The sequence below is a fragment of the Pseudomonas sp. HT11 genome (genome assembly GCF_044875395.1).
Taxonomy (GTDB): domain Bacteria; phylum Pseudomonadota; class Gammaproteobacteria; order Pseudomonadales; family Pseudomonadaceae; genus Aquipseudomonas.
Map to the genome: position 1 here is coordinate 725,606 of NZ_CP173217.1, position 26,405 is coordinate 752,010.

Here is a 26,405-nt window from a genome sequence, read left to right on the forward strand (position 1 = left end):
GCTGATAGCAATCTAATGTGGGAGCGGGCTTGCTCGCGAAGGCGGTACATCAGTCACACATGTGTTAACTGACCCACCGCTTTCGCGAGCAAGCTCGCTCCCACATTTGGATCTTCATTTGGCAGTGCCTTCCGTGTGGGGTCTGAACGATGTGGAGCAAATGGCTGCAAGCCTTCACCCTGGCATTCGCCGCCTTTCTGGCGGCCTGCTCGCCCATCAAAGTGCTCAACGCACTCACGCCTTCCGACACGTTCACCAAAACCTCCTCCATTGCCTACGGCGATGACCCGCGCCAAACACTCGATGTCTACCGTCCGATCAAGGCATTGCCCAATACCCCGGTCGTGGTGTTTTTCTATGGCGGCAGCTGGAACAGCGGCGCCAAGGATGACTACGGTTTTGTGGGCGAAGCCCTGGCTTCCCGCGGCATCGTGGTGGTGATCGCCGACTACCGGCTCTACCCGCAAGTGCGCTACCCCTCGTTTCTGCAGGACAACGCCCAGGCCGTCGCCTGGACTTATCAACACATCGCCGACTACGGCGCTGATCCCAAGCAGCTGTACCTGATGGGGCACAGCTCCGGCGCCTACAACGCGTCGATGCTGGCGCTGGATCCGCGCTGGCTTAAAGAAGTGAACCTGTCGCCCACAATGCTAAAGGGCTGGATCGGCCTGGCGGGGCCGTACGACTTCCTGCCGATTGAAAACCCTGACGTGAAGCCGGTGTTTTTCTTTCCTGACTCGCCGCCGGATTCCCAGCCGATCAACCATGTCAGCCACGCTGCGCCGCCGAGTCTGTTGATCGCGTCGGTGAGCGACACGCTGGTCAACCCCACGCGCAATACCGGTGGGTTGGCGAAAAAACTGCGCGCAGCGGATGTACCGGTTGAAGCGTTTTACTTCACCAAGACCAGCCACGCGACACTGGTGGCGTCTATCGCTCGGCCCCTACGCTGGCTGGCGCCGGTACTGGACCGCGTCACGGCCTTTATCCAAGCCACTGATTCTGCCGATTCAAGCGCCAGGCAATCGCCCACAAAGTAAGGCTGCGCAGGGCCATGAACAGCAGGAAGGTAAGCCACAGGCCGTGGTTGCCGTACGGCTGCAGTGCCCAGGCGAAGGGCAGCAGCATCGCCACGGTGAGCAGCATGCCGTTGCGCATTTCCCGCGCGCGGGTGGCGCCGATAAACAGGCCGTCCAGCAAGTAGCTCCACACCGCAATCAACGGCAGCACCGCCAGATACGGCAAGTAGATGTCGGCGGTTTCGCGCACGCTGGGGATGTCGGTTTGCATGGCGATAAACAGATGGCCGGCAAAGGTGAACAGCAGCGCGAACCCGACACTGGCGATCAGTGACCAGCCGCAGGCAACCACCAGCGAACGGCGCAGTGCCTGACGATCATGGGCGCCGATGGCATGCCCGCACAGGGCTTCGATCGCGTGGGCCAGGCCGTCCAGGGCATGCGCCGTCAGCAGCAGGCCGTTGAGCAGCAGCGCGTTGGCTGCCACGGTGGCGTCGCCCAATCGTGCGCCTTGCACCGTGATCATGAAAAACACCGATTGCAGGGCGAGGCTGCGGATGAAAATGTCGCGGTTCACCGCCAGCAACGGGCGCCAGCTTTGCCAGGCTTTGAGCGCGGCCCAGGCGATATGCCCGGGGTAGGCGCGCAGGGCGTTTTGCGTCAGGGCCAGGCCGAGCAGGGCGCCGGTCCATTCGGCGATGACCGACGCACGTGCGGAGCCGACCACGCCCCACTCCAGGCCAAGGACGAACCACAGGTTCAAGGCGATGTTGACCAGGTTGGTGGTCAACAGAATCGCCAGCGGCGCGCGGGCGTTTTGCGTGCCCAGGAACCAGCCGACCAAGGCGTAGCTGGCCAGGGCGGCAGGCAGGCCGAACAGGCGCGTGTGGAAAAACTCGCGGGTCAGCTGATTGAGCTCGGGAGAGGGTTGCATCCACTCCAACGCCAGGTGGCTCAGCGGAACGCCGACGGTGCTCAGCAACATCGCCAACCCCAGTGCCAGCAGCAAGCCTTGCAGCAGGATTTGCCGCAGCGCCGCGCCGTCATTGCGCCCGGCGGCTTGGGCGGCGAACCCGGTGGAGCCCATGCGCAGAAAACCCATGGCCCAGGCGAGGAAGGTGTACAGGCTGGCACCGACGGCCACGGCGCCTAACTGGTGGGCGTGGGGCAGGTGGCCGATGACCATGCTGTCGACCAGGGCCACCAGCGGCACCGAAATATTTGACAGGATCATCGGCGCGGCCAGCGCCCAGACGCGACGGTGGGTGGGGCGGTGGCGCCAGTCGGTGAGCAGGGAAGTCATGGAGGCTCCTTTGGGGGGCGGTATTGTAACTGGGCCCCAGCCGCACCGTAGAACCAATGTGGGAGCAGGCAAGCCAGCTCCCACATTTTGATCTCCAGTAGCTGTGGGATTTGGCTGGGATAAGCGAGGATCAAGAACCAAAGCACCCTCCGTCGGTCAATGTGACCAGCACCTCATCGGCCCCTCGCAGGCTGATATATAGTTCACCCCTCGGACCCCTCTCACGACGAGTGCCCCATGCTTAACAAAGGACTGTTCCTGGCCTGCGCGCTGGCCCTGCTGAGCGCCTGCGATTCCTCCGATAAACCGGCTGCCCCGACCGCTCCTGCGGCGGCGACGGTTGCACCCAAACCGGCGAAAGCGGCGGTGGATGTGGCAGCGCTGAAACAGCGTTATGCCGGCCGTGAGTTGAGCGTGGTGGACGTGTCCGAAGTCCAGTTGGACGGGGCCAGCACGCTGTCGGTGAGCTTTTCCATCCCGTTGGACCCCGAGCAGAAATTCGCCGACAAAGTCCACTTGGTGGACAGCAAGTCCGGCAAGGTCGATGGCGCCTGGGAGCTGTCCGATAACCTGATGGAACTGCGCCTGCGCCACCTCGAGCCGCAGCGCAAACTGGTGCTGACGGTTGACGCTGGCGTGAAGGCGGTCAACGACAACAAGCTCGCTGCCGAGTACACCGCACGCCTGGAAACCCGTGACCTGCAAGCCACTGTCGGCTTTGCCAGCCGCGGCACCTTGCTGCCGACCCGTCTGGCTGAAGGCCTGCCGGTGATCGCGCTGAATGTCGACAAGATCGACGTCGAATTCTTCCGCATCAAACCCGAATCCCTGCCCTCGTTCCTCGCGCAGTGGGGGCGTAACACCAGCCTGCAGAGTTATGAATCGCGCGAACTGCTGCCCATGGCCGACCTGGTCTACGGCGGCCGCTTCGACCTGAACCCGGCGCGCAATACGCGCGAAACCCTGTTGCTGCCGATCGCCGGCCTCAAGCAATTGCAGCAGCCAGGCGTGTACCTGGCGGTGATGCGCGCCTCGGGCACCTACAACTATTCGCAACCGGCCACGCTGTTCACCTTGAGTGATATCGGCCTGTCGGTGCACCGCTATGCCAATCGCCTGGATGTGTTTACCCAAGCGCTCGAAGGCGGCAAAGCGCTGGAGGGCGTGGACCTCGAAGTGCTGGATGCCGAAGGCCGTGTGCTGGGCCAGGGCAAGACCGAAAAGGGTGGCCATGCCGAGTTGCCGTTGCCGAAAAAAGCCCAGGTGTTGCTGGCCAAGCTTGGCGAACAAACCAGCCTGCTGCGCCTGGACAGCGCCGCGCTGGACCTGGCCGAGTTCGATATCGGCGGCCAGCCGGCGCACCCGCTGCAGTTTTTTGTGTTCGGCCCACGTGACCTGTATCGCCCCGGTGAAACCGTGCTGCTCAACGCCTTGTTGCGCGACAAGGATGGCAATGCCGTCAAGCCGCAACCGGTGAGCGTGGAGGTGCGCCGGCCGGATGAGCAGGTCAGCCGCAAGTTCGTGTGGGATGCCGATGCGTCGGGCCTCTATCAGTACCAGCTGCAATTGGCCGGTGAAGCGCCGACCGGGCGCTGGCAACTGGTGTTCGACCTCGGCGACGGCAAGCCGCAGCTGTATGAGTTTCTTGTCGAAGACTTCTTGCCCGAGCGCCTGGCGCTGGAACTCAAGGGCAGTGACACAGCCTTGAGCCCGGCGGATAACCCGGTGATTCACGTCAATGGTCGCTACCTCTACGGCGCACCGGCATCGGGCAACCGCGTCAGCGGGCAAGTGTATGTGCGCCCGTTGCGCGAGGCGGTCAAATCGCTGCCGGGCTACCAGTTCGGCTCGGTCACCGAAGAAGAACTGAGTCAGGATTTCGAGCTGGACGAAAGCGTGCTCGACGCCAAGGGTCAGGAAGACCTGACGCTGGAAAGCAAATGGGCCGAGGCCAAATCACCCCTGCAATTGATCGTGCAGGCCAGCCTGCAAGAGTCGGGTGGGCGCCCGATCACTCGGCGCCTGGTGCAGCCGATCTGGCCGGCCGAGCAACTGCCGGGCTTGCGTGGCTTGTTCGACGGCAAGGAAACCGACGGCGATGGCCCAGCAGAATTCGAAGTGCTGCTGGCCAATCAGGACGGGCAGAAACTCGCCGCGCAAAACCTCAAGGTGCGCCTGGTGCGTGAGCGCCGCGACTACTACTGGAACTACTCGGAAAGCGACGGCTGGAGTTACCACTTCAACGAGAAATTCCTCAACCTCGACGAACAGACCCTGAACATCAAGGCGGGCGACACCGCCAAGGTCAGCTTCCAGGTCGAGTGGGGCCCGTACCGTGTCGAGGTCGAAGACCCGCAAACCGGGCTGGTCAGCAGCCTGCGTTTCTGGGCCGGCTACCAGGCCCAGGACAACACCGAAGGCGGCGCCGTGCGCCCGGACCAAGTCAAATTGGCGCTGGATAAACCGGCGTATGGCGATGGCGATACCGCCAATGTCACCGTCACGCCACCGGCGGCCGGTAAAGGCTACCTGCTGGTGGAATCCAGTGAAGGGCCGCTGTGGTGGCAGGAAATCGATGTGCCGGCCGAAGGCAAAAGCTTTGCCGTGAAGCTTGACCCGAAATGGTCGCGCCATGACCTGTACGTCAGCGCGCTGGTGATTCGTCCGGGTGAGCGCAAAGCCAATATCACGCCTAAACGGGCCGTGGGCTTGTTGCACCTGCCATTGGATCGCACCCAGCGCAAACTCGGCCTGACCCTTACCGCGCCGGAAAAAATGCGCCCCAAACAACCGCTGACGGTGAAGATCGCCGCCAAGAACGCCGACGGCAGCGTGCCCAAACAGGTGCATGTGCTGCTGGCGGCCGTGGACGTGGGCATCCTCAATATCACCGAATACCCGACACCGGACCCGTACTCCAGCCTGTTTGGTCGCAAGGCCTATGGCGTGGACCAGTTCGACATTTACGGCCAGTTGATCGAGGCCGGCCAGGGTCGTTTGGCCAGCCTGGCGTTCGGTGGTGATGCGGCGCTGGCCAAGGGCGGCAAACGCCCGGACACCAGCGTGACCATTGTGGCGTTGCAGAGCGCGCCCGTGACCTTGAATGAACAGGGCGAGGGCGAAGTCAGCGTCAATATCCCCGACTTCAATGGCGAATTGCGCCTGATGGCCCAAGCCTGGAGCGATGATCGGTATGGCATGGCCGAAGGCAAGACGGTGATTGCCGCGCCGCTGATTGCCGAGCTGTCGGCGCCGCGCTTTCTCGCCGGTGGTGACCAGACGACGTTAGCGCTGGACCTGTCCAACCTGTCGGGCAACGCGCAGAAACTCGATGTGCAATTGAGCACCGAAGGCCAGCTGGAGTTGGTCAACAGCGGCGCGCAGTCTGTTGAACTCAAGCAAGGCCAGCGCACCACCTTGCGCATCCCGGTCAAAGCCTGGGGCGGGTTAGGGCGGGGCAAAGTCAAGGTCACGGTAAATGGCCTGGACCTGCCGGGGGAAAACCTGCCGCCGTTCAGCCGCGAGTGGACCCTGGGCGTGCGCCCGGCCTACCCGGCGCTGCTCAAGCATTACCGCGCAGTGCTCAAGGATCAGCCGTGGAGCTTGCCGGTCGGCAGTCTGGATCAGTTCGATGCCTCGGGGCGTGATGCGCTGCTGAGCCTGTCGAGCCGGCCGCCGTTGAACCTCGGCGCGCAGATCAGTGCGCTCAAGGCGTACCCCTATGGCTGCCTGGAGCAGACGGCCAGCGGCCTGTATCCGTCGCTGTATGCCGACGCTGCCCTGCTCAAGCGCCTGGGCGTCACGGGCGAGTCGGACAGTGAACGCAAACGCAAGATCGAGCTCGGCATCGAGCGCCTGCTGGGCATGCAGCGCTACAACGGCAGCTTTGGTTTGTGGGGCGCCGACGGCGAAGAGGAATATTGGCTGACTGCTTATGTCACCGACTTCCTGCTGCGCGCCCGCGACCAGGGCTTTGCCGTGCCGCCTGAAGCGCTGAAGAAAGCCAGCGAGCGCCTGCTGCGTTATGTGCAGGAACGCAACCTGATCGAAGTGGATTACAGCGACAACGCCGACCACACCCGCTTTGCCGTGCAGGCCTACGCCGGCATGGTGCTGGCACGCAGTCAGCAAGCGCCGTTGGGCGCGTTGCGCAGTATCTTCGAGCGCCGCAGCGAGGCGCGCTCCGGGTTGCCGTTGGTGCAGTTGTCCATTGCCCTGCAAAAAATGGGCGACCAGCCACGTGCCGATCAAGCCTTGCTTGCCGGCCTGGCGGCGCAACGCGATGCCAACGAGTGGCTGGCCGACTACGGCAGCCCGCTGCGTGACCAGGCGATGATCCTGGCTTTGCTTGAAGAAAACGACTTGGCCAAGGGCAAACGCGAGGAGCGTTTGTTTACGCTCTCGGACCAGTTGGCCGCCAGCCCTTATCTCTCGACCCAGGAACGTAATGCACTGTTCCTGGCCGGGCGCCTCGGGTTCTCACAGCCGGAGTCGAACTGGCAGGTGTCGCTGACCGGCAGTGGCGGTGTGCAAACGTTGAACAACCAACAATCGACGCTGGCGCTGGATGGCAAGCAGCTGTCCAGCGACCTGACCCTGAGCAATCAGGGCGAGGCGCCGGTTTACCAGCAACTGACGATCTCCGGTTACCCCCAAGTGCCACCGGCACCGGGCGGCGACAACCTGAGTATCCGCCGCGAATACCTGGGCATGAATGGCCAGCCGTTGAACCTGCATAACGTCAACAGTGGCGACCTGGTGCTGGTGCATGTGGCGGTCAGCGCCAAGCAGCGGGTGCCGGACGCGTTGGTGGTTGACCTGTTGCCGGCTGGGCTGGAGCTGGAAAACCAGAACCTGGCACAAAGTGCAGCCAGCCTGGAAAACGCCAGCAGCCAGGTGAAGGAGTGGCGCGAGTCGATGCAGAACGCGTCGCTCAAGCACCAGGAGTTCCGCGATGATCGCTATGTGGCGGCGATGAACCTGGAGGGTTATGGCGCCACCACGCACTTGTTGTACCTGGCGCGGGCGGTGACGCCGGGGACTTATCGCGTGCCGCCGCCGCAGGTGGAGTCGATGTATCGGCCGAACTGGCAGGCGGTGGGGGAGACGCCGGCGGATTTGGTGATCAAGGGGCGCTGATACCTGGCGGTAGGAATGGGGTTTAAATGTGGGGGCTGGCTTGCCTGCGATGGCGGTGGGTCAGCCGGCACGTTTGGTGGCTGATAGATCGCTATCGCAGGCAAGCCAGCTCCCACAGGGGATTGGGGGGGCTTGGGGTTTAGTGCACAACCCAGCTGAGTAGCCAGAGGCCGAGCATTAGCCAGATGACGCCCAGGATGATCGAGGCGCGCATGAAGGCGCGAACGGCCGAATACAGGAAGAGCAGGCCGATGATCAGGGTGATGATGCTGATGATCGAGGTGTCCATGCCCAGTGCGCGGGACATGCCATTGACGAAGTCGCCACCGGCATGGGTGAGCATATTGAACAGCCCACTGAAGAATTCGACGATGTAGTGGATGATCAGGCCAATCGTGTTACCCAACCATCCGAAAAAGTCTGCTTGCATAGGTGTGTCTCGATGAATAAGTGGACGAAATTGCCAGCACTGGGCCTTTGGTCGCGAAGGGTCGCGGCTAGTTCCGTGAAGCATAGAGGTTTGCGCGGTTGAATTTGCGATTTGTTGTGGGTGGGGTGGGGCCGTTGTGAGTGAGTTGACTGACAAATCGCTTTCGCGAGCAAGCCCGCTCCCACATTTACTGGGCTGGGCATTTGGATGTGTGTTGGCAGTCATTGCCCTCTTGTGGCTGGCGGATCGTATTTGGCCGTTGCCGCTGCCCAAGGATGATTTGGCGCGGGTGGTGCTGGCCGAGGATGGCACGCCGTTGTGGCGCTTTGCCGATGCCAATGGCGTGTGGCGGTATCCGGTGCAGACCCGTGAGGTGTCGCCGTATTACCTGGACGCGCTGCTCACCTACGAAGATCGCTGGTTTTACGAGCACCCCGGCGTGAACCCGCTGGCGCTGGTGCGGGCGACGTGGCAGAACCTGACCGGCGCGCGGGTGGTGTCGGGCGGCAGCACCTTGTCGATGCAGGTGGCGCGGTTGCTCGACCCGCATTCGCGCACTTTCCACGGCAAGCTGCGTCAGCTGTGGCGCACCGCGCAGTTGGAATGGCATTTGTCCAAGGACGAGATCCTCAATCTGTACCTGAACCGCGCGCCCTTTGGCGGTACGTTGCAGGGCGTGGCGGCGGCCAGTTGGGCGTATTTGGGCAAGTCCCCGGCGCAGCTGACCCATGCCGAAGCCGCGTTGCTCGCCGTATTGCCTCAGGCGCCGAGCCGTCTGCGCCCGGATCGCCACCCGCAACGCGCCCAGCAGGCCCGCGACAAAGTGCTGCGCCGCCTTGCCGAATTCCAGGTATGGCCGCAATCGGCCGTTGATGAAGCCCTCGAAGAGCCGCTGTTGCTCGCCCCTCGGCTCGAACCCAGCCTCGCGCCGTTGCTGGCCCGCCGCCTCAACCGTCCGGACAGCCCGCCGCTGATCCGCACCACCCTGGACGCGACGCTGCAACGCCGCCTCGAAGACCTGCTGCTGGGTTGGCGCGCGCGGCTGCCGGAACACACCTCCGCCGCCATTCTGGTGGTGGAAGAAGAAACCATGGCCGTGCGCGCCTACCTCGGTTCGGTGGATATCAATGACGCCAAGCGCTTTGGCCATGTGGACATGATCAGCGCGCTGCGCTCGCCCGGCTCCACCTTGAAACCCTTTCTGTATGGCATGGCGATGGACGAGGGGTTGATCCACTCCGAATCGCTGCTGCAGGACGTGCCCCGGCGCTATGGCGATTACCGGCCAGGCAACTTCTCCATGGGTTTCAGCGGTGCAGTGCCGGCGAGTACGGCGCTGTCCAGTTCATTGAATTTGCCGGCGGTGCAATTGCTGGAGGCCTATGGGCCGAAACGGTTTGCTGCGCAGATGCGCATCGGCGGCGTGCCGCTGGCATTGCCGGCGTTGGCCGAACCGAACCTGGCGCTGATTCTGGGCGGGGCGGGCAGCCGTCTGGAAGACTTGGTCAGCGGTTACAGCGCCTTTGCCCGCGACGGCAGGAGTGCTGCTATCCGATTACAGCCGGACGATACGCTTAAAGAACGGCCTTTATTGTCGCCAGGGGCCGCCTGGATTGTGCGGCGCATCCTCAGCGGCCAGGCGCGGCCCGACCGAGATCCGCGTGCCGAGCTGGTGCAGCGCCCGGTGCTGGCCTGGAAAACCGGCACCAGCTATGGCTTTCGCGATGCCTGGGCGATGGGGGTGGGGCCGCGCTACTTGATCGGCGTGTGGATTGGCCGACCTGACGGCACGCCCGTACCGGGGCAGTTCGGGCTGGCCTCGGCGGCGCCGTTGATGTTGCAGGTGCATGACGTGCTGACCAACCGCGACAGCCAGCGCGGGATCAGCGCGCCCGCCAAGCCGGTGCCTGCCAATGTTGGCGTGGCCGCGATCTGTTGGCCGCTGGGCCAGCCCATGAGCCGCAGCGACCCCAATTGCCGCCGCCAGCGCTTTGCCTGGACGCTGGACAACACCACGCCGCCGACCTTGCAGGCGTTGGACCAGCCGTTGAGCATGGGATTGGTGGAAAGCGTGTGGGTCAATGCCAAAGGCTTGCGGGTGGACGCGCATTGCTCTGGGGCAGTGTCAAAAAATATCGCCTTGTGGCCGGCACCGCTGGAGCCTTGGCTGCCTAGGGTGGAGCGCCGCGAGGCGCGCATCCCGGCTGCCGACCCCGACTGCCCACCGCCAGCGCTGGCCGCCTCGTCGCCGCTGTCCATCGTCGGCGTACGCGAAGGCGACCAACTGCGCCTGCCCGCCGCCAGCCAGCAGGCCCTGCACTTGAAAATCTCTGCCCTGGGCGGCAGTGGCCGGCGCTGGTGGTTCCTCAACGGCGCGCCACTGGGCGACAGCGCCAACCAGGACAGCATCAACGCCAGCTTCGAACAACTGGGCCGCTACCAGCTCAGCGTCCTCGACGAAGCCGGCCAAACCGCCCGCCTCGAATTCAGCGTCGTCGATTAGCCATCCCAACCCACCCAACCCACCCCAATCCATTGTGGCGAGCGGGCTTGCCCCGCGTTGGGCTGCGCAGCAGCCCCAGAAATGTATCGCGTTGTCAGATTTCAGGGCCGCTTCGCGCCCCAACGCGGGGCAAGCCCGCTCGCCACAACAAGCCGCTCGCCACAACATGCCCGCGAACACCTATCAAATGCAGGCGCTGGCTTGCCTGCGATGGCGCCCTCAAGCACACCGCCGGGATTCACTTGCCTTCATCCCTGATCCCCCCGAAGCTATACACCTTCAGGAGCCCCCGCATGAACCTCGAACACCTCACCGAACGCCTGCACCGCATCCGCGATAACAACGACTGGAAGCAGTTCCACAGCCCGAAAAACCTGGCCATGGCCGCCAGTGTGGAAATGGCCGAGCTGGTGGAAATCTTCCAATGGCTGAGCGAAGACCAATCGCGCCAGCTACCCGCCGACACACTCGCCCACGCCGGGCAGGAAGTCGGCGATATCGTGTTGTACCTGCTGTTGCTGTGCAGCGAGTTGGGCCTGGACATGAACGAGGTGGTGCGCGCCAAACTGGCCGACAGCGAACGGCGGTTTGCCCATGAGTGATCGTCATTTCGACCAACTGGCCACGCGCTTTGCCGAGAAAATCTACGGCGGCGCCAAAGGCGCGATTCGCCTGGCGGTGCTCCAGGCCGACCTGATCGAAGCCCTGCCGGACCGTCCATTGCGTGTGCTGGATATCGGCGCGGGCCTTGGGCATATGTCGCTGTGGCTGGCCGAGCGCGGCCACCAAGTGACCTTGGCCGAGCCCGCCGAGCCGATGCTCGAAGGCGCTCGCCAACGCTTTGCCGACGCCGGCCAGAGCGCAACCTTTATCCACGCGCCCTGGCAGGAACTGCTCGGCCAACTCACCCAACCTTACGACCTGGTGCTGTGCCACGCCGTGCTGGAATGGCTGGCCGAACCCCATGCGGTCCTGCCGGTGCTGCACCAGCTCACCGTGCCGGGCGGCTGGCTGTCGCTGGCGTTCTATAACCGCGATGCGCTGATTTACCGCAACCTGCTCAAAGGTCACTTTCGCAAAATGCGCAAGAACGACATGGCCGGCGAGAAACAGAGCCTCACCCCGCAACAGCCGCTCGACCCACGTGAGTTGGCGGCGCAACTCGAGGGGCTCTGGCAGGTCGAAAGCCAAAGTGGCGTGCGGGTGTTCCACGACTATATGCCGGTGGAATTCCAGGCCCGCGCCGATTTACAGGATTTGTTGGAGATGGAACTCGCTCACCGTCGTCACCCAAGCTTTGCCGGACTTGGGCGTTATTTGCACTGGATTTGCCGTCCGGTTTAAGCGGCCCAGTCTGCGGAGGTCGAAATGCGTCGTCTCTGTTTGATCCTGTTGTCGGTGGGCTTGAGCGCCTGCTCCAGCCCCAATCCCTACGTGGCCGCTTCGGCGCCGATGCCGCCGGCACCGGCCCAGGCGGCCAACACCTTTGATGCCAGCGCCTACCCGGCCCCGGTGCGCGACTATGGCGCCTACCGCAGCTGGGGCTGGCTCAACGGGCAACTGCCGGCGGGCACGGCCTGGGCCGACTCGGCGCAGATTGCCGAGGCGGTCAGCGGCGCCCTCGACCAGCGTGGCCTGCGGCCCTTGCATGACAACCGTGCGCCCGACCTGCTGGTGAGCGCCGATGTGCGTCTGGAAAAACGCCTGCGCCAGGTCCAGGACGACTATGGCTACGGTTACGGCGGCTATAACCGCTATGGCAATGGCTACGGCATGTACAACACCGTACCGGTGGTGCGCACTTATGAAGTGACGGTCGCCGTGGCGCGCATCAGCCTGTTCGATGCCCGCACTCGCCAGCCGGTGTGGAGCACCAGCGCCGAAACCGCCAGCCAGGGCAGCCTGAGCCAACGGGCCGATGCCTTGCGTGAAGCGATGCAGAAGGCAATGAGCGCCTATCCACCCAGTTAGCAGCTATTCTCATTTCAGGCTGAAGCGTCTTTTGGAGATAAACCATGTTTCGTCGCATTGCCGCACTTGCTGTTGTCGTGTTGCTGGGCGGTTGCCAGTCCAACCAGGTCAACCACGACTTTGACGCCAGCCGCGACTTCGGCGCCTACCGCAACTGGGCCTGGAAAGACCCGGCGCTGCAATATCGCCCGGATGATCCACGGATCAAGAGCGACCTCACCGAGCAGCGCATCCGCCAGGCCGTCGGCGAACAACTTGACCAACGCGGCCTGCGTCCCGCCGCAGCCGGCACCAAGGCCGACCTGAACGTGCAGGCTTACCTGATCGTCGAAGACCGCCAGCAGCAAGTCACCACCAATTACGGCGGCGCCTGGGGTGGCCCATGGAATGGCTATTGGGGCGCGCCGATGTACAACGAAACGCGCAGCATCACCTACAAAGTCGCAACCATCCAGATCGACTTGCTGGACGGCAAGGACGGCAAGCTGGTGTGGCGCGGCAGTGACGAGCAGATGATGGCCAGCAGTCCAAATCCACAGGATCGCAACAACGCCATCCGCACCACCGTCAGCAAAATCCTCTCCAACTACCCACCCCACTAAACCTTTCCCCAATTCCCTGTGGGAGGGGGCTTGCCCCCGATAGCGGAGTGTCAGCCAATAATGCTGTGACTGACCCACCACTATCGCGGGCAAGCCCGCTCCCACATTGGATCTCCTGCTGCCTTGAGTCAGCGCAGCCCTCAGCCCTTGTCTACACTCAAAGACACCCCAGGAGAGTAAGCGCTCGGCGACTCGCCGGCACAGGAGTGCTCGATGTCTCCCCGATTTCATGGCAAGCAGCGCGGCGCCATTGGCTTGATGGCCGCCGGCGTATTGGCGGTGGTGTTGGCGTTTACCCTGCTGGTGATCGACAGCGGCCGTTTGTACCTGGAAAAGCGCAAGTTGCAAGGCGTGGCGGACACCGCAGCGCTGGAAGCCGTCAGCCGCAACGGCACCTGCCTGGCGGGGTTGAGTGCGGCGGCCTACGCCGGGCAAAGCGTGGCGCGCAATTATTTCGTGGTGGGCAACGGCAACACCCTGGTGACCAGCTGTGGCTCCGTCACCACTGGCGCCTCGGGCCAGCGCACGTTCAGCGCAAACCCCGCGTTGTCGTCAGCGATCCAGGTAGTGGCCAGCAAAACCGTCACGACCAGCGTGGCCGGCGGGGTGTGGGCACTGTTTTCCGGCAACCCGGTCAGCCTCAACACGGTCTTGTCAGCCACGGCGGTGGCGGCCAAGCCCACGCCATCCTTGGCCCAACTGACCATCAACAGCACGTTGGCCAGCGTCAATAGCGCCAGCGCAAGCCTGTTGAACCCCTTGTTCAGCGGCTTGCTCGGCGGCAACCTCAACCTGACGCTCGCCGGCTGGAATGGCTTGCTCAACACCAATATCAGCCTGCTCAGTTACCTCGACCAACTGGCGATCAACCTGGGCGTGACCGCAGGTAACTACACCCAACTGCTCAACACCAATGTCACCGCCTCGCAATTGATCCAGGCCGCGATCACGGTGCTCACCGCCAACGGCGCGACGGCGGATGTATTGACGGCCCTGGGCAGCTTGAAAATCGCCGCCATCAACCAGGCCCCGCTGACCCTCGGGCAGATCCTGCAGTTGCAGACGGGCATCACCGCCGCCGCGCTGAATGCCAACCTGCAGGTGTTCCAGCTGATTCAGGGCGTGGTGCAGTTGTCCAACAGCCAGAGTGCGGCTGCCGCGATCTTGCCCGTCAGCCTGCTGGGGCTGGCCAACATCACCACCCAGGTCAAAGTGATCGAGCCGCCGCAACTCTCCGCGATGGGTGACCCGGCGCTGGCCGCGGCCAATCCCCAGGGACCGAATGCGATTTATGTGCGTACCGCCCAGGTGCGCACCGAGGTGACGGTCAGCCTGCCGGTGCTGAGCAGTTTGTCGGGGCTCACCACGGCCGTGAATAACCTGGTGGGGCCGCTGACGCCGGTGGTCAACAGCCTGTTGAGCCTGAACCTGGTGAGCACGATCAACTCGGCGCTGTGTTTGCTGGGGGCCGGCTGCCAACAACTGGATCTGCTGGCGTTGCCGGGTAACCTGCCGCTCAATATCGTGCTGGATGCCGGCGGCGCCAGCAGCTATGTCACCGCCTACAGTTGCCCGACGGGCAGCGCTGGCACCAAGAGCCTGACGGCCTACACCACCACCTCGCTGGCGTCGCTGAATGTGGGCGCCATCACCAATGCGTTTTCCAGCACGTTACCGATGACCGTGGCGCCTTTGGCGCTGATCGACATCGGCACCAAGACCTGCCATGAAATCCTCGGAGTCGGCACCTGCGGGACGCGTGTACCGTTTGCCGCCGGTGGCGTCGCGATCAAGGTGCTAAGCCCGATTGCGGCGAGCAATCAAACCCTGGTGTTCTCCAGTACTGCGCCATTCGCCACGCCGCCTAACGTGGGCCTCACCCCGACCTATCAGGCGGCCGCGCCGGCGACCAATGTGGTCAGCAGCCTGTCGACCACGCTTAATGGCGTAGGCATTACGGCGTACCAGCCGGTCGGCAGTAACCCGCTGGGCGCACTGGCGGCAAGTGTCGTGTCGCTGCTCGGTGGCGTCAGCGCCATCGTCACCCCGGTGGTGGATAGCCTGCTGGGCCCGCTGCTCAACCCGATCCTCAACAACCTGTTGAACATGTTGGGCATCAGCCTGACGAATGTGAACGTGGGCGCCAACCTCACCTGCGGCCAGACTGGTGAGGCCTACCTGGTGATCTAAGCGTCGGTGGCCCTGGGCAGCTCCACACAAAACCGTGCGCCCTGTTCGCCATTGCTGACGCTCAGGCGTCCGCCCATGTTCTCGACGATGCCGTAGCTCACCGACAGGCCCAGCCCGGTGCCCACGCCAATGGGCTTGGTGGTGAAGAACGGTTCGAAGATCCGCTCCAGCAAGCGTGGGTCAATGCCCCCGCCATTGTCCTCGACCCAGATGCGCACGTGACGGCTATCGTGTTCGGTGTGCACGGCGATCCACGGGCGCAACTCAGGGTTTTTTTCGCGCTGGCCCAGCAGGGCATCGCGGGCGTTGACCATCAGGTTGATCAGCACCTGTTCAAGCTGGTCGACGTAACCTTTGACCTGCACGGGAACGTCCGCCTGGGTCAGGCGGACTTCCACGCCTTTGCCGCGCAGGCCTTCGCTGAGCAGCGAGAGCGTGCCCTCAACTGCCTGCGCCGGGTCGAATGGTTGTTGCTCGACTTCCGAGCGGCGGCCGAACACGCGCATATGGTCCACCACCCGGGCTGCGCGTTGAACCTGGGCGTCGATGCGCTGGAGTTTTTCGGTGAGGTAGTCGACCTGCACGTTGCCACTGCCCAGGCGCTTGAGCACATTGACGATGGCCATGCGCATCACGTTCAGCGGCTGGTTGATCTCATGGGCCAGGCCCGTGGCCATTTCGCCGAGGGTGGCCATTTTTGCGCTTTGCGTCAGTTGCTGCTGCGAGCGACGCACTTCGGTGTTGTCGCGGCCCACGGCCTGCACCTCGACCAGGGCGCCGTGCTCATCGAACACGCCGCGGTCCGACCAGACCCACCAGGCGTGTTCGCGCCCGGGCAGTTGCAGGCTGATTTCGGCGGTGCTGACCGGGAACTCCGGAGTCAACTGCCGGATGCGCTGCACAAACGCCTCGCGCTGTTCGGCTGAGAGCCAGTCGCCCAGGTTCAGCCCGCGCAACTGTGCGGGACGGCATTCGAGGTAGTTGGCCAATGGCGTGTTACCGAAGGTCAGGGTCAGGTCCGGGCGGTAGCGGCAGATCATCGCCGGGGAGTCTTCCACCAGAATTCGGTAACGCTCCTCGCTGGCTTTGACCTGTTGCGCAGCCACGGTCGCGTCGGTGACGTCCAGCCACAGGCCAATCGCTTCCACCGGCAGGCCCAGGTCGTCGCGCAGCAATTTGGCTTCATCAAGCAGCCAGTGGTAATTGCCCTGTTTGTCCTTCACACGGTAACGACTGCGCACGCTGCCTTCGCGCAGCAGTTGGCGCGTGCGCTGGAAGTACAGGTCGCGGTCGTCGGGATGCACCCATTGCACCAGGCTGTCGTGGCTGCACTCGGCGAGAGTGCGGCCCAGCAACGGCAGCAGGCTGTCACTGAAAAACACCGGCAGCAGCGCGCCGTTCACGTAGCGTTGCACGTAGATCACCGCCGGTGAGCTGGCAATCAGGTTATCCAGGCGAGCATGGGCGGCGTCGGCGTGCACCTGCTGGTTCTTGATGTCGCTGATGTCGAGCATGAACCCGACCCAGCGGCGTTGCTCACCCACGCCCAGCACTTGGCCCTGCACCCGATACCAGGTCGGCGGTTGGGCGCTGTCGCCACGGTTGAGGCGTACGCTGGCGAGCAAGGGCTTGCCCAGGGCTTGCAGGTCGCGCAGGCGGCTGTGCAGTTCCTCTCGGTCGGCGGGGTGGATGAGCGCCAGCCAGGTGTCGAGGGCTTGCCGGGTCGCGGCTTGCTCTGAGTCGATGTTGCGCATCAATTGCGGCGCAAGTTGGATCTCGGCGCTGGCGGGCAGCAACTCGAACCACCCGGTGCCCAACAGGCCTTGCAGTGCTTCGAGGCGTTCCAATTGTTGGTGGTGGCGTTGCTCGCGCAGGCGGCTGAGCAGCGGCGCTGCAATGGCGGCGGCGAGGTTCAGCCAATCGCGGTCGCGCATGTGCGGCTGGCCGTTGTAGGCCCCGCACAGCAACCACGCGGCCACGCCCTGGCCATCGCGATACGGCACCAGAAACCCGTCGGCATTGCCGAATACGCTGTGCAAACGCGGGTGTTCTCCGCGTCCATAAGGTGCCTGCAAACTCAGCGGGGCAGTGCCGTTGAGGCTGTCCAGGCAGGTGCCGAGGCGCTGCCCGTTGTGCCAGAACAGTGGCGCATCATGGTTGGCGTACTCGCTGTAGATCACCCAGTCCTGGTCCTCTTGATCGAGCAGCGCGAGGGCCACACACGGGATGCGCCAGCGCTGCGCGACGCTGGCCAGCTGTTCGTTGAACACGTCGGGCAACCGGCTGAGGCTGCACACCCGCAGGTGTTCACTCACAAGGCTGGCCAATTGCTGATCCTGTTCGCGCTGCTCGGCCAGGTGCCGGCCGTTGAGCAAATCGCCGATGTCCACGGCATGCAGCAGCCAGCCGTTATCCTGGGCTTCAATCGTGCCTCGCGTGTGCAGCACGAGCCCGGCGGCGCCGCGGAAATCCAGGTCGAGGCTGTGGCGCTGCCAATCGGCAGGAACGCCTTCAACCGCCATCGCGCTGTGGGCACACAGCAGGTCCTGGAGGGGCGGTGAGTCAGTGTATTGCGCCAGGTGTGAGCGCAGTGCACCGCTGATTTCGAGCACGCGGCCGTGCACGTCCAACCACAGGTGCAGCCCGGCGACAGGCGACGCAGGCGTGTCCAGGGCCAGCGCGCTGCTTCGGCCGAGCAGGCGCCCGAAGAGTTTTTCCCCCGAGGTCAAAACTGCAGGCTCGAGGTGGCCTGCAGCGTCGTCGGCAGCTGCGGTACGGTGCCGATGCCGGGCAGGACAATAAACGGCATTACCGCCTGCAGATTGGCCGTGGGGTAGTTGATCTTCACTAACAACAGGCCGCTGTTGAAGGTGGTGGTGACTTGCGTGGCAGCGTCGAATTTGTAGGCGGGCGGGATCCACAGCAAACGGTTGGCGACTGCGGTTTTGGCGGTGCTTTGCACGGCGGCGGCGTAGCCCTGCATGTTGGGGTCCAGCGCCACGCTCAGACGCACAGCTTCTGCCGTCGCCTGGTTGAACGACTGCAACAGCAGCAGCGGCAGGCTATAGCTGACCATGCCGTAGAACACGGCGAAAAAAATCACGAACACAGCAATGAATTCGATTGCTGCCGCGCCTTTTTGCTTATCCGGGAGGCTTGTTTTCATCACCGCGTCTACCCTGACGGCTACTACTTGATATCAGCATAGAATCAATCGGCAAAAAGGGATGTTTTTTACGTGATCCATGGCGCAGTGGTGATGGTGTGGTTGGTGCTGTGTGCAGTGCAGGATGCTCGGCAGCGGTTGCTCGCCAATCGTCTGACGCTGGGCGTTGCCTTGTTGGCGTTGGTCTACCTGCTCTGGACGGGCACCACCTGGCTGGGGGCGCCGACCGGGCAGGGGCTGTTGGCGTTTTTTCTGGCGCTGCTGCTGACCTTGCCTGGCTACGCCTTCGGTCGTCTGGGGGCGGGCGACGTGAAGCTGCTCGCAGCGTTGGCGCTGGTGTCGGATGCGGAGTACTTGCTGTGGTCGTTTGTAGGGGCGGCAGTCGCCAATTTGCTCTGGCTGATCGTTGCGCCAACGCTTTGGCCGCATATGAATCAATATCTTAAAAAGCATATGGGTTATCTCGCGCCCGGTGCGTCAAAAAAGCAGCCATTCGCCCCGTTTTTACTGGTGGGTTTTGCCGTTGCGTGGTTTTGGATCCATTAGTCGTCAGCGGGTATTAACGCTATGTACATAGTCAGAAAGTGCGTCTACGTTTAATGAGGAGATGTACCGGATATGTGTCGTAAAGGGATGGTCAATCTTTTGGCTTGAAATGCATGGAGTAGCGCGTGAACAAGCTTACCTCTGCGGTAAAAGTGCTCGTTGTCGACGATCAGCCGCTGATCGTGGAAGAACTCTGTGAATTTCTTGAAAGCAGCGGTTACCGCTGCGTCCCCTGTGAATCCAGCCAACAGGCCGTGAAGCGTTTCAGCGAAGATGCCGAGATCGGCCTGGTGCTGTGCGACCTGCATATGCCGGAGATGGATGGCATCGAGTTGGTGCAGGCCCTGCAAAAAATCGCCGGTAAGCAGCGCGCGTTCGAAGCCATCATGTTGACCGGTCGCGCGGACAAGCAGGACGTGATCAAGGCCCTGCGTGCCGGCATCGCGGACTACTACCAGAAACCCATCAACCTGCACGAGTTGCTCGAAGGCTTGCAGCGCCAGGACGCCGCGCTGCAAGAGCGCAAAAAGGACCTGCAACTGGGTAACTTGAATCAGAAACTGCAGTTTCTTTCCGAGTCCATCAACGACCTGTATCAGGACCTCGATAAAGTGCGCAGCAGTGGGCCTGGACGGGAAAGCGACGAGGCTTCGGCCGAGGATGCCGGGCCAGTGGAAATCCCGGCGATCTTCAACCAGTTGTCGCCACGCCAATTGGATGTCGCACGGCTGGTGGGCAAGGGGCAGACCAACTATCAGATCGCCTGTGAGTTGGGCATCACTGAAAACACGGTGAAGCTGTACGTGTCCCAAGTGCTGCGCCTGACGCACATGCACAACCGCACGCAATTGGCATTGGCGTTATCGCCAAATAATTCATCGCTGCGCCAGCGAGTGACGGCGCACTGATCGGCCTGGTTGGATGCAGTCAAAAATGTGGGAGCGGGCTTGCCCGCGATGGCGGTGGATCAGTCACGGCTGTATTAGTTGACACACCGTAATCGCGGGCAAGCCCGCTCCCACCTGTTGATGGAGACCTGGCAGGTTTTTTCTCAATTACTCCCTTGAGTTTTCCCCCCCACCTTCTGCTCGAAATACTCCGGAATCGGATACTTGTAGCTGTCCAGCAAGCGCTGGTGCGCCTTGTCACGTTCGGCCGCGGACGCCTTCTGAGGTGTTTGCGACGCGGCGCTGCCCGTGACCTGCAGCGTCAGCCATTGCTCGGTCAAGGCTTGCTGGGGCGACGACGGGCCGGGCTCGATGGCCATGGCGCTGAAGGGCAACACGAGCATGGCCAGGCTGGCGAGATAAGGTGTTTTCATCATCAATTCCTCGGGGTGCTTGCGGCATCACTGACAGCGGCGACTTGATCCTTGGCTTTAGCGACGGGCGTGCTTGAGCCTTTGAGTTTCTCGGCGCGGGCCTGGGCTTCAGTGACTTGCTCGGGGCTCAGGCCCATCTGGCTGACCAGTTGCGCGGCCTGCTTCCAGTTGTCCTGATAAATCAACAGCGTCACCAGGTTGACCGCCGCCAGCGGGTCGCTCTGCTTGAGTTCCATGGCGGTCATGAATTCAAAGCGCGCGTCTTCCAGGCGCAGTTGGTTGAGGTACACCACGCCCAGGTCGTTGCGGATTTTCTCGTCGGTGGGCGCCAGCCGAGCGGCGCGTTGCAAGTGGGCCATCGCTTGCCCGTTATCGCCCTTGGCCGAGGCAACCTGCCCCAGGCCGTGTTCGCCTTCGGCGGCCATGCAGGTGCCGATCAGGCTGCGGTACAACGGCTCGGCTTCGCTGCGCCCGAGCAGGCGATAGGCCTTGGCCTGGCGCAGGCGCACCTGGGGCAGATTGGCCGGCAAGCCTTGCAGGTTGGCGAGGCTGGCGTGCAGCTTGCCGTCGCCGGCCATTTCATCGGCCAGGTTCAGCGACAGCTCCTGATCGGAACTGGGCTTGGGGCAACTGCCGGTGCCGGTAAACGCGCCCCACGGGGTTTGGCCATTGGTGGCGCAGCCACTCAGCAGCAACAGGCTCAAACCGGCTATCAAGGCTTTCATCGGGCGCTCCTCATAAGTTACTCAAGGCCCGGGTGATGCCGATAAAGGCGGGTCCCCCGAGCACGATCAGCAAGGCGGGAAACAAAAACACCATCATCACCACGGACATTTTTGCCGACATCTTCGAGACGAATTCCTGGATCCGCGTGAGGCGTCGGTCGTCGAGCAATTGCTTGAGCGACAGCAGCGATTTCATCGCGCCGCCGCCTTGCTGAACCAGCTGCTGGAGGATGGTGCAGGTGTCGGTGAATTCATCCACGGCCAGCAGCCGCGCGGTCTTGCCCAGCTCCTCGCTCAGCTCAAGGCCCGAGTCGACCCGTGTCAGGATCAAGCGCAACTCATGGGTCAGCGCCGGCAACAGGCGTTGCGCTTCAATGCTCAGCACGCGCAGCGCTTGTTCAACCGCCATGCCGGATTCGAACAGAATGCGCAGCAGCGGAATGAAGGTCGATACCTCGCGGGAGATGCGTTGCTGGCGCGCCTTGGCGGCCCTGGCCAGAATGCGCTTGGGCAACAGATAACCGATGCCCAGGGCCAGCAACGGCGCCAGCCACGGCGAGCCGGTCGCGGGGTACATCACTTGCTGAACCACCAGGGTCATGATCAACAGCAGCAACGGCGTACCGATCTGGAAGGCGGCGAACATCGAGCGCTGGTTGGCTTTGCGCCAACCGACACGGTTGAGCAGGATCTGGGTTTCGTTGTCCAGGCTCACCGAGCGTTGCGCGAGCGGGCTGCTGCCCAGCTGGCGCATCAGCGTGCCGAACCTGTGTTCGCGCGCCATCTGGCCCTGCAACCGTTGGGCAACCAGGCGCTGGCCGCGCCGGTGTTTTATCAGGTTGGCCAGCACTAACCCGAGGGCGGCAATAAACAGTACAGCGCTGATCAGCAGTGCAATCGCCATCTCATACGCTCCGCAACATGCGCCACAGGGTGAAGCAGCCCAACAACTGCATCACCAGCGCCACGAACAACAGAATGCGCCCGGTGCCGTCGTTCCACATGGTCATCAGGTACGCGGGGTTCACCGCCAGGAAGTAGCCGATCATCGAGATCGGCAGGGCGGTGAGCACATAGGCCGTGACGCGTGTTTCGCCGGTCAAGGCGCGCAGCTGGCGGGCGGCTTGCTCACGTTCGCGGATCATCTTGATCAGGTTTTCCAACAGCTCGCTGGCGTTGCCGCCATAGCGGTGGTTGACCTTCAAACCCAGCGCGAACAGGCGAAACTCATCGCGCTCGTAAAATTCGGCAAAGTCGTGGGCCGACTCCGGCAGGCTCACGCCCAGCTGCACGTTGCGCCGGATACGGCCCATGGCGTGTTGCAGCGGGTCTTCGGTAATCTCGATGCCGCCCAGCACCGCGTCGGCCAGGGTACGCCCGGCCTTGAGGCTGCGCACGGTGTGGTCGAGCAATTGCGGCAGTTGTTCGATCATGCGCTTGATCCGCCGTTGATAGCGCCAGGCGATGTACAGGCGCAGTACCAGCAGCGGCAATACCACCATCACCAACAGACCGATCCAGCCGGCAACCAGCAGGCCCAGGACTGCGCCCAGCGCCCAGATCGCCAGCCACAGGCCGAGGTTGTCACTGGGCTTGCCCAGGCCTGCGCGCAGGAACATGCGCTCCACGCCGCTCCACTGGCCGTTCTCTTCAACGAGCTGCGGCTGGCCTTCGGCAAGGCGGCCGAGCACGCGTTCGGTCTGGGCGCGGCGCAAACCGATCTGGAAGGAACGAATTGATAGGCCGATCAGAATCAGGCAGATGAGCAGCAGGATGGCCCCGGTCATGCTTGCGTCCCCTTCAAGGCAGTAACGGTTCGCGGCGCAGTTTTTCACCGGCCGGGTTGACCGCCTCGCGCAGAAAGCCGAAGCCGGTGCGCCGGTCATGGCGGAACAGGGTGTTGGTCACGTACACGTCTTCACGGATGCCGACCACCTCGACCACTTCGCTGACGCAACGACGGCCGTCCGGCAGGCGGGTCAGTTGAATCACCACATCCAGCGCCGCACAGATCATTTGTCGCAGGGTTTTCTCCGCCACCACACGGCCGGTCAAACCCACCAGGGTTTCCAGACGCAGCAAGGCATCGGCCGCGTTGTTGGCGTGCACGGTACTCATGGAACCGTCGTGGCCGGTGTTCATGGCGGTCAGTACATCAAGCACTTCCACGCCGCGAATCTCACCCAGAATGATGCGGTCGGGGCGCATCCGCAGGGCGTTGCGGATCAGGTCGCTGGCTTTCACCTCACCATGGCCCTCGGCGTTCGGCGGTCGGGTTTCCAGGCGCACGACGTGAGGGTGACCCAGTTGCAGTTCGGCCACGTCTTCGATGGTGACGAGCCGCTCATGCGGGTTGATCAACTGACTGAGAATATTCAGCAGCGTGGTTTTACCGGTGCCGGTGCCGCCGCTGATCAGGATGTTGCAGCGCTTGCCCACCGCCTCCTGGAAGAAGTCGAAGATGTTCTGGTCGATGGTCTGCATGGCCACCAAATCGCTGCTCTTGAGCATGTCCTTGCGAAACTTTCGAATCGACAGACACGGCCCGTCCAGGGCAATCGGCGGGATGATCGCATTGACCCGGCTGCCATCGGGCAGGCGCGCATCCACCATGGGCGACGACTCGTCCAGACGCCGACCCAGAGGCGCGAGGATGCGCTGCATAACGCGCTCCACGTGGTGCGCGTCGATAAAGCGCAGGTCACTTTGATGCAGCACACCGTCCCGCTCGATAAACACCCGGTGCGGGCCGTTGACCAGGATTTCCGTCACCGACGGGTCGCGCAGCAGCACTTCCAGTGGGCCGAAACCGGTCAGTTCATCGACGATTTCTTCGGCCAGGCGCTCCATTTCATAGCGCGAGATCGCCAGGTGCATGCGGTTGATGTATTCGGCCACCTTGTCGATGACAAATTGCGCCAGCAGCGGGCGTGAGCCTTCCAGCAGATTCTTGCCCGACTCTTCGATGGCATCGATGATGTACCGGTGCAGCACCAGCTTGAGCCCATCGTGGTCGGTGTTGCCACCGATGCCGCGAGCGGGGGCGCCGAAGAGTTTTTCGCCGTTCATTTGCCGGTGCCCAGCAGGCGGTCAAGCCAGTTGTGAGAAGGTTTTTTCATGCCTTCCGAGCGTTTTGCCAGGCGTTCGCCCAGGGTTTTCAGGCCAAGGGTCAGCGGTTCTCGCGGGGCCAGGGCGAACAAGGTTTGCCCCTGGTTTTTCGCATTCAGGCGTACCTCCGGGCTCAGTGGCAACACGGCAATTACCTCCAGCCCAAAGCTCTTTCCCAGCGCCTCGGAATCGGGTGCGCAGCTTTTGATATAGCGATCGACCAGCAGCTTGGCGTGCTCCAGTTTCATGCCTTTTTCGCGCCACTGGTTGAGTATCGCGAGGTTGCGACGGCAGTCGAGCACGCTTTGATCGGTGCACCACAACAGCTTGTCGCAGTGGCTGACAAAGGTGCGCAGCGCTTCGCTGTCCTGCTGGCCGGCGAGGTTGACCACGATGTGCTGGAAGTGTTGGCGCAGGGCGCTGAGCAGCATGTACAGCTCGGCGGCGCTGGTCTGTTCCAGCGGCTCATCGTTGGGGGCGTAGGCGAGGATGCGCAGGCCGTCCTCGGCAGAGGTGAAGGCGCTGTTGATCAAGGTCGCGTCCAGCCGCCGCAGGTGGCGCAGGGCATCGCCAAAATTGAACGAGCTTTCCAGCCCCAGCAACGCCAGGCTGTCGCCGCGTGGCAGGCCCAGGTCCAGCAGCAGGGTTTGCTGGCCGCTCTTTTGTACAACCAGCGCCAAGTGACCTGCGAGCAAGGCGCCGTCGGCATTGCTTTGAGTGCCGTACAGCACCGTGAGGCCGCCCAGTTGGGTGTTGGTGGTCACGGGCGGCAGGCGTTTACTCAGGCGGCGCACCAGCCCGGCCACTTCGCTTGAGCGTGAACCATAGGCGACAAAATCCCGCGCCCCGGCGCGCATCGCATTGAGCACCAACTGGTTGTCCATGCCGTCACCGAGGGCGACGATGGCCAGCATCGGTTTGGCTTCCAGCGCGCCTTCGATCAGCGCGCTCTGGGCCACCACATGCTCGCGGTCGAGGCCGATAAACACCAGGTTGGCGAAGGTCACATCGACCAGCGCCAGTAACTCGTCCAGTGTGCCGCTGCCGGCACTGACCACTTGGCCAAGCGGTGCCAGCGCGCCCTGCAGCCACTCAAGGTCAGTGGTGTTGCGGGTGATTGCCAGGAAGGTCTGGCTCAGGCTATCGCTCATTGTGATAACCCATTGTTGCGGTCGAAATTGCCGTTTTCCAGGAAGTACAGGCGGTACCAGTTCGGGTCGTAGTTGCGCAGGTTCTCGCCAGGCAACGACGGCAGTTGGGCGTTGGCGGCCAGCGGCTGAACCAGGTGCGGCGTGACGATCATCAGCAGCTCTTTGTCCTGGCGGTTGACCGAGGAATCGCGAAAGAACGCGCCCAGGATCGGAATGTCACCCAGGCCCGGAAACTTGCTGATGTTGGTGGTGTTGTTGCTGCTGATCAGGCCGCTGATCACGAAACTCTCGCCATCGGCCAGGGACACGCTGGTGTCGGTGCGGCGGATGGTCAGCGCCGGTACCTGGATGTTTTGAATGACCACGGCGTTGGTGTAGTCCAGCTCGCTGACTTCCGGTGCCACCTTGAGGGAAATCCGGTTGCGGTCGATGACGGTGGGGGTCAGGGTCAGGCGAATGCCGAACTCTTTGTACTCGATGGAGATGGTGTCACTGCCGCTGCTGGGCACCGGGATCGGGATCTCGCCACCGGCGAGGAAGGTCGCGCTTTGCCCGCTCATGGCCACCAGGCTTGGGCGTGCCAGGGTGTAGGCAAAGCCGCTGCTTTCCAGGGCGTTGATCATCGCCGAGACACGCCCGCCGCCAAAGCCGATGTTGAACTGGTCAGCGCTCACCGGCAGCTTGAAGGTGCTGGACGTGGGAAATAACAGGTTGGGGCTGCCGAGGAAGAAGTTTTTGCCCATGCCCAGGATCTTGGTGCTGGCTTCCTTGAGTTTGGTGCGGCTGACCTCGACAAAGCGGATGTCGGTCTGCACTTGGCTGGGCAGCGAGGGGTCGTCCGCTGGCGCCAGTGACAGGCTGGTCAGCGCCGCTGTGGCCTTGCCTTTGACAAACACCATGCTCTGGCGCGGCGTGTTGGAACAGGCGGTCCAGACCATCAGGCTGGTGGTGCCGGAGGCGATGCCGGTCAGCAGGAAGCCGCGATCGCCGTTGAGGTGCACGTCGGCGATTTTCGGGTCGCCGATGGCCAGACGCGTGATCGCCACCGGTGACTGCAGCTCCTGTTGCAGGCCTTCGCCCACCGAAAGGGCTGCGGGTAGTTGGCCCAAGCTACTGCAGTTGCCGGTGGCGGCCACGGCCCCGCCCGCCGACAGGTTCGACAGCAGCAGGGCACAGGCAATTTTCAGCGTGAACACCGGTGCGAAACGTCGGCTCATGCACAGCATCC

General features: G+C 63.0%; 21 protein-coding genes. 10 read left to right on the plus strand and 11 right to left on the minus strand.

Going from position 1 to position 26,405, the window contains the following annotated elements:
- The first annotated feature begins 149 nt into the window (after window positions 1-149).
- Window positions 150-1,043: an alpha/beta hydrolase gene (locus tag ABWL43_RS03125; protein ID WP_404486676.1), complete on the plus strand. Its 894-nt coding sequence runs from the start codon at window positions 150-152 to the stop codon at window positions 1,041-1,043.
- Here the strand turns inward: ABWL43_RS03125 and ABWL43_RS03130 are convergent.
- The gene (locus tag ABWL43_RS03130; RefSeq protein WP_404486678.1) at window positions 988-2,325 is read right to left on the minus strand and encodes an MATE family efflux transporter; all 1,338 of its coding nucleotides are present in this window, start codon (window positions 2,323-2,325) and stop codon (window positions 988-990) included. The two genes, ABWL43_RS03125 and ABWL43_RS03130, sit on opposite strands and share 56 nt — an antisense overlap.
- A 237-nt stretch (window positions 2,326-2,562) precedes the next feature.
- On the opposite strand from ABWL43_RS03130, the gene ABWL43_RS03135 reads away from it, so the two are divergent.
- Window positions 2,563-7,464, plus strand: coding sequence for an alpha-2-macroglobulin family protein (locus ABWL43_RS03135; protein WP_404486680.1), 4,902 nt, complete (start codon window positions 2,563-2,565; stop codon window positions 7,462-7,464).
- A gap of 139 nt (window positions 7,465-7,603) precedes the next feature.
- On the opposite strand, the gene ABWL43_RS03140 is transcribed toward ABWL43_RS03135, so the two are convergent.
- Window positions 7,604-7,894, minus strand: a complete 291-nt coding sequence (locus ABWL43_RS03140) for a hypothetical protein (RefSeq protein ID WP_145160315.1) — start codon at window positions 7,892-7,894, stop codon at window positions 7,604-7,606.
- Between the two features lie 190 nt (window positions 7,895-8,084).
- Between ABWL43_RS03140 and pbpC the strand changes: the two genes are divergently transcribed.
- The 6 genes from pbpC to ABWL43_RS03170 all read left to right on the plus strand — a co-directional run bounded on the left by pbpC (window position 8,085) and on the right by ABWL43_RS03170 (window position 15,160).
- Complete coding sequence (gene pbpC, locus ABWL43_RS03145; RefSeq protein ID WP_404488360.1) at window positions 8,085-10,397, plus strand: peptidoglycan glycosyltransferase PbpC; 2,313 nt, start codon at window positions 8,085-8,087, stop codon at window positions 10,395-10,397.
- Between the two features lie 293 nt (window positions 10,398-10,690).
- Window positions 10,691-10,999 carry a MazG-like family protein gene (locus ABWL43_RS03150; protein WP_119737788.1) on the plus strand — a complete coding sequence of 103 codons (309 nt, stop codon included), beginning with the start codon at window positions 10,691-10,693 and terminating at the stop codon, window positions 10,997-10,999.
- Entirely contained in the window at window positions 10,992-11,741 is a 750-nt protein-coding gene (locus tag ABWL43_RS03155; RefSeq protein ID WP_404486683.1) for a methyltransferase, read from the plus strand. Before ABWL43_RS03150 ends, ABWL43_RS03155 begins: the two co-directional genes overlap by 8 nt.
- A gap of 24 nt (window positions 11,742-11,765) precedes the next feature.
- The gene (locus ABWL43_RS03160; protein WP_106577710.1) at window positions 11,766-12,368 is read left to right on the plus strand and encodes a DUF4136 domain-containing protein; all 603 of its coding nucleotides are present in this window, start codon (window positions 11,766-11,768) and stop codon (window positions 12,366-12,368) included.
- A gap of 44 nt (window positions 12,369-12,412) precedes the next feature.
- On the plus strand, window positions 12,413-12,970 hold the full coding sequence (locus ABWL43_RS03165; RefSeq protein WP_145160321.1) for a DUF4136 domain-containing protein: 558 nt from the start codon (window positions 12,413-12,415) through the stop codon (window positions 12,968-12,970).
- Window positions 12,971-13,183: 213 nt separating this feature from the next.
- Entirely contained in the window at window positions 13,184-15,160 is a 1,977-nt protein-coding gene (locus ABWL43_RS03170) for a pilus assembly protein TadG-related protein (protein WP_404486686.1), read from the plus strand.
- Here ABWL43_RS03170 and ABWL43_RS03175 read toward each other — a convergent pair.
- Both ABWL43_RS03175 and ABWL43_RS03180 read right to left on the minus strand, forming a co-directional pair.
- Complete coding sequence (locus tag ABWL43_RS03175) at window positions 15,157-17,889, minus strand: ATP-binding protein (protein WP_404486688.1); 2,733 nt, start codon at window positions 17,887-17,889, stop codon at window positions 15,157-15,159. The two genes, ABWL43_RS03170 and ABWL43_RS03175, sit on opposite strands and share 4 nt — an antisense overlap.
- Window positions 17,886-18,326 carry a TadE/TadG family type IV pilus assembly protein gene (locus tag ABWL43_RS03180; protein ID WP_145160327.1) on the minus strand — a complete coding sequence of 147 codons (441 nt, stop codon included), beginning with the start codon at window positions 18,324-18,326 and terminating at the stop codon, window positions 17,886-17,888. Before ABWL43_RS03180 ends, ABWL43_RS03175 begins: the two co-directional genes overlap by 4 nt.
- A 93-nt stretch (window positions 18,327-18,419) precedes the next feature.
- Here ABWL43_RS03180 and ABWL43_RS03185 point away from each other — a divergent pair, with 93 nt between their 5' ends.
- Both ABWL43_RS03185 and ABWL43_RS03190 read left to right on the plus strand, forming a co-directional pair.
- Window positions 18,420-18,872, plus strand: a complete 453-nt coding sequence (locus tag ABWL43_RS03185) for a prepilin peptidase (RefSeq protein ID WP_404488361.1) — start codon at window positions 18,420-18,422, stop codon at window positions 18,870-18,872.
- Between the two features lie 125 nt (window positions 18,873-18,997).
- Window positions 18,998-19,780 carry a response regulator transcription factor gene (locus tag ABWL43_RS03190; protein ID WP_242199087.1) on the plus strand — a complete coding sequence of 261 codons (783 nt, stop codon included), beginning with the start codon at window positions 18,998-19,000 and terminating at the stop codon, window positions 19,778-19,780.
- A 143-nt stretch (window positions 19,781-19,923) separates the two neighbouring features.
- On the opposite strand, the gene ABWL43_RS03195 is transcribed toward ABWL43_RS03190, so the two are convergent.
- From ABWL43_RS03195 to ABWL43_RS03225, 7 genes are read right to left on the minus strand one after another with little or no spacing between them, the layout of a single operon-like run.
- Window positions 19,924-20,193: a DUF3613 domain-containing protein gene (locus ABWL43_RS03195; protein WP_404486690.1), complete on the minus strand. Its 270-nt coding sequence runs from the start codon at window positions 20,191-20,193 to the stop codon at window positions 19,924-19,926.
- A gap of 2 nt (window positions 20,194-20,195) precedes the next feature.
- Complete coding sequence (locus ABWL43_RS03200; protein ID WP_369301510.1) at window positions 20,196-20,918, minus strand: tetratricopeptide repeat protein; 723 nt, start codon at window positions 20,916-20,918, stop codon at window positions 20,196-20,198.
- Window positions 20,919-20,928: 10 nt separating this feature from the next.
- Complete coding sequence (locus tag ABWL43_RS03205; RefSeq protein ID WP_404486693.1) at window positions 20,929-21,822, minus strand: type II secretion system F family protein; 894 nt, start codon at window positions 21,820-21,822, stop codon at window positions 20,929-20,931.
- 1 nt (window position 21,823) lies between these two features.
- Complete coding sequence (locus tag ABWL43_RS03210; RefSeq protein WP_369301509.1) at window positions 21,824-22,705, minus strand: type II secretion system F family protein; 882 nt, start codon at window positions 22,703-22,705, stop codon at window positions 21,824-21,826.
- Window positions 22,706-22,718: 13 nt separating this feature from the next.
- Window positions 22,719-23,987 (minus strand): CpaF family protein, encoded by a 1,269-nt coding sequence (locus ABWL43_RS03215; protein WP_145160341.1) that lies wholly within the window; start codon window positions 23,985-23,987, stop codon window positions 22,719-22,721.
- Window positions 23,984-25,177 carry a pilus assembly protein gene (locus tag ABWL43_RS03220; RefSeq protein ID WP_145160343.1) on the minus strand — a complete coding sequence of 398 codons (1,194 nt, stop codon included), beginning with the start codon at window positions 25,175-25,177 and terminating at the stop codon, window positions 23,984-23,986. Before ABWL43_RS03220 ends, ABWL43_RS03215 begins: the two co-directional genes overlap by 4 nt.
- On the minus strand, window positions 25,174-26,394 hold the full coding sequence (locus ABWL43_RS03225) for a type II and III secretion system protein family protein (RefSeq protein WP_262208962.1): 1,221 nt from the start codon (window positions 26,392-26,394) through the stop codon (window positions 25,174-25,176). The genes ABWL43_RS03220 and ABWL43_RS03225 overlap by 4 nt, the downstream gene beginning before the upstream one ends.
- Window positions 26,395-26,405 lie beyond the last annotated feature (11 nt).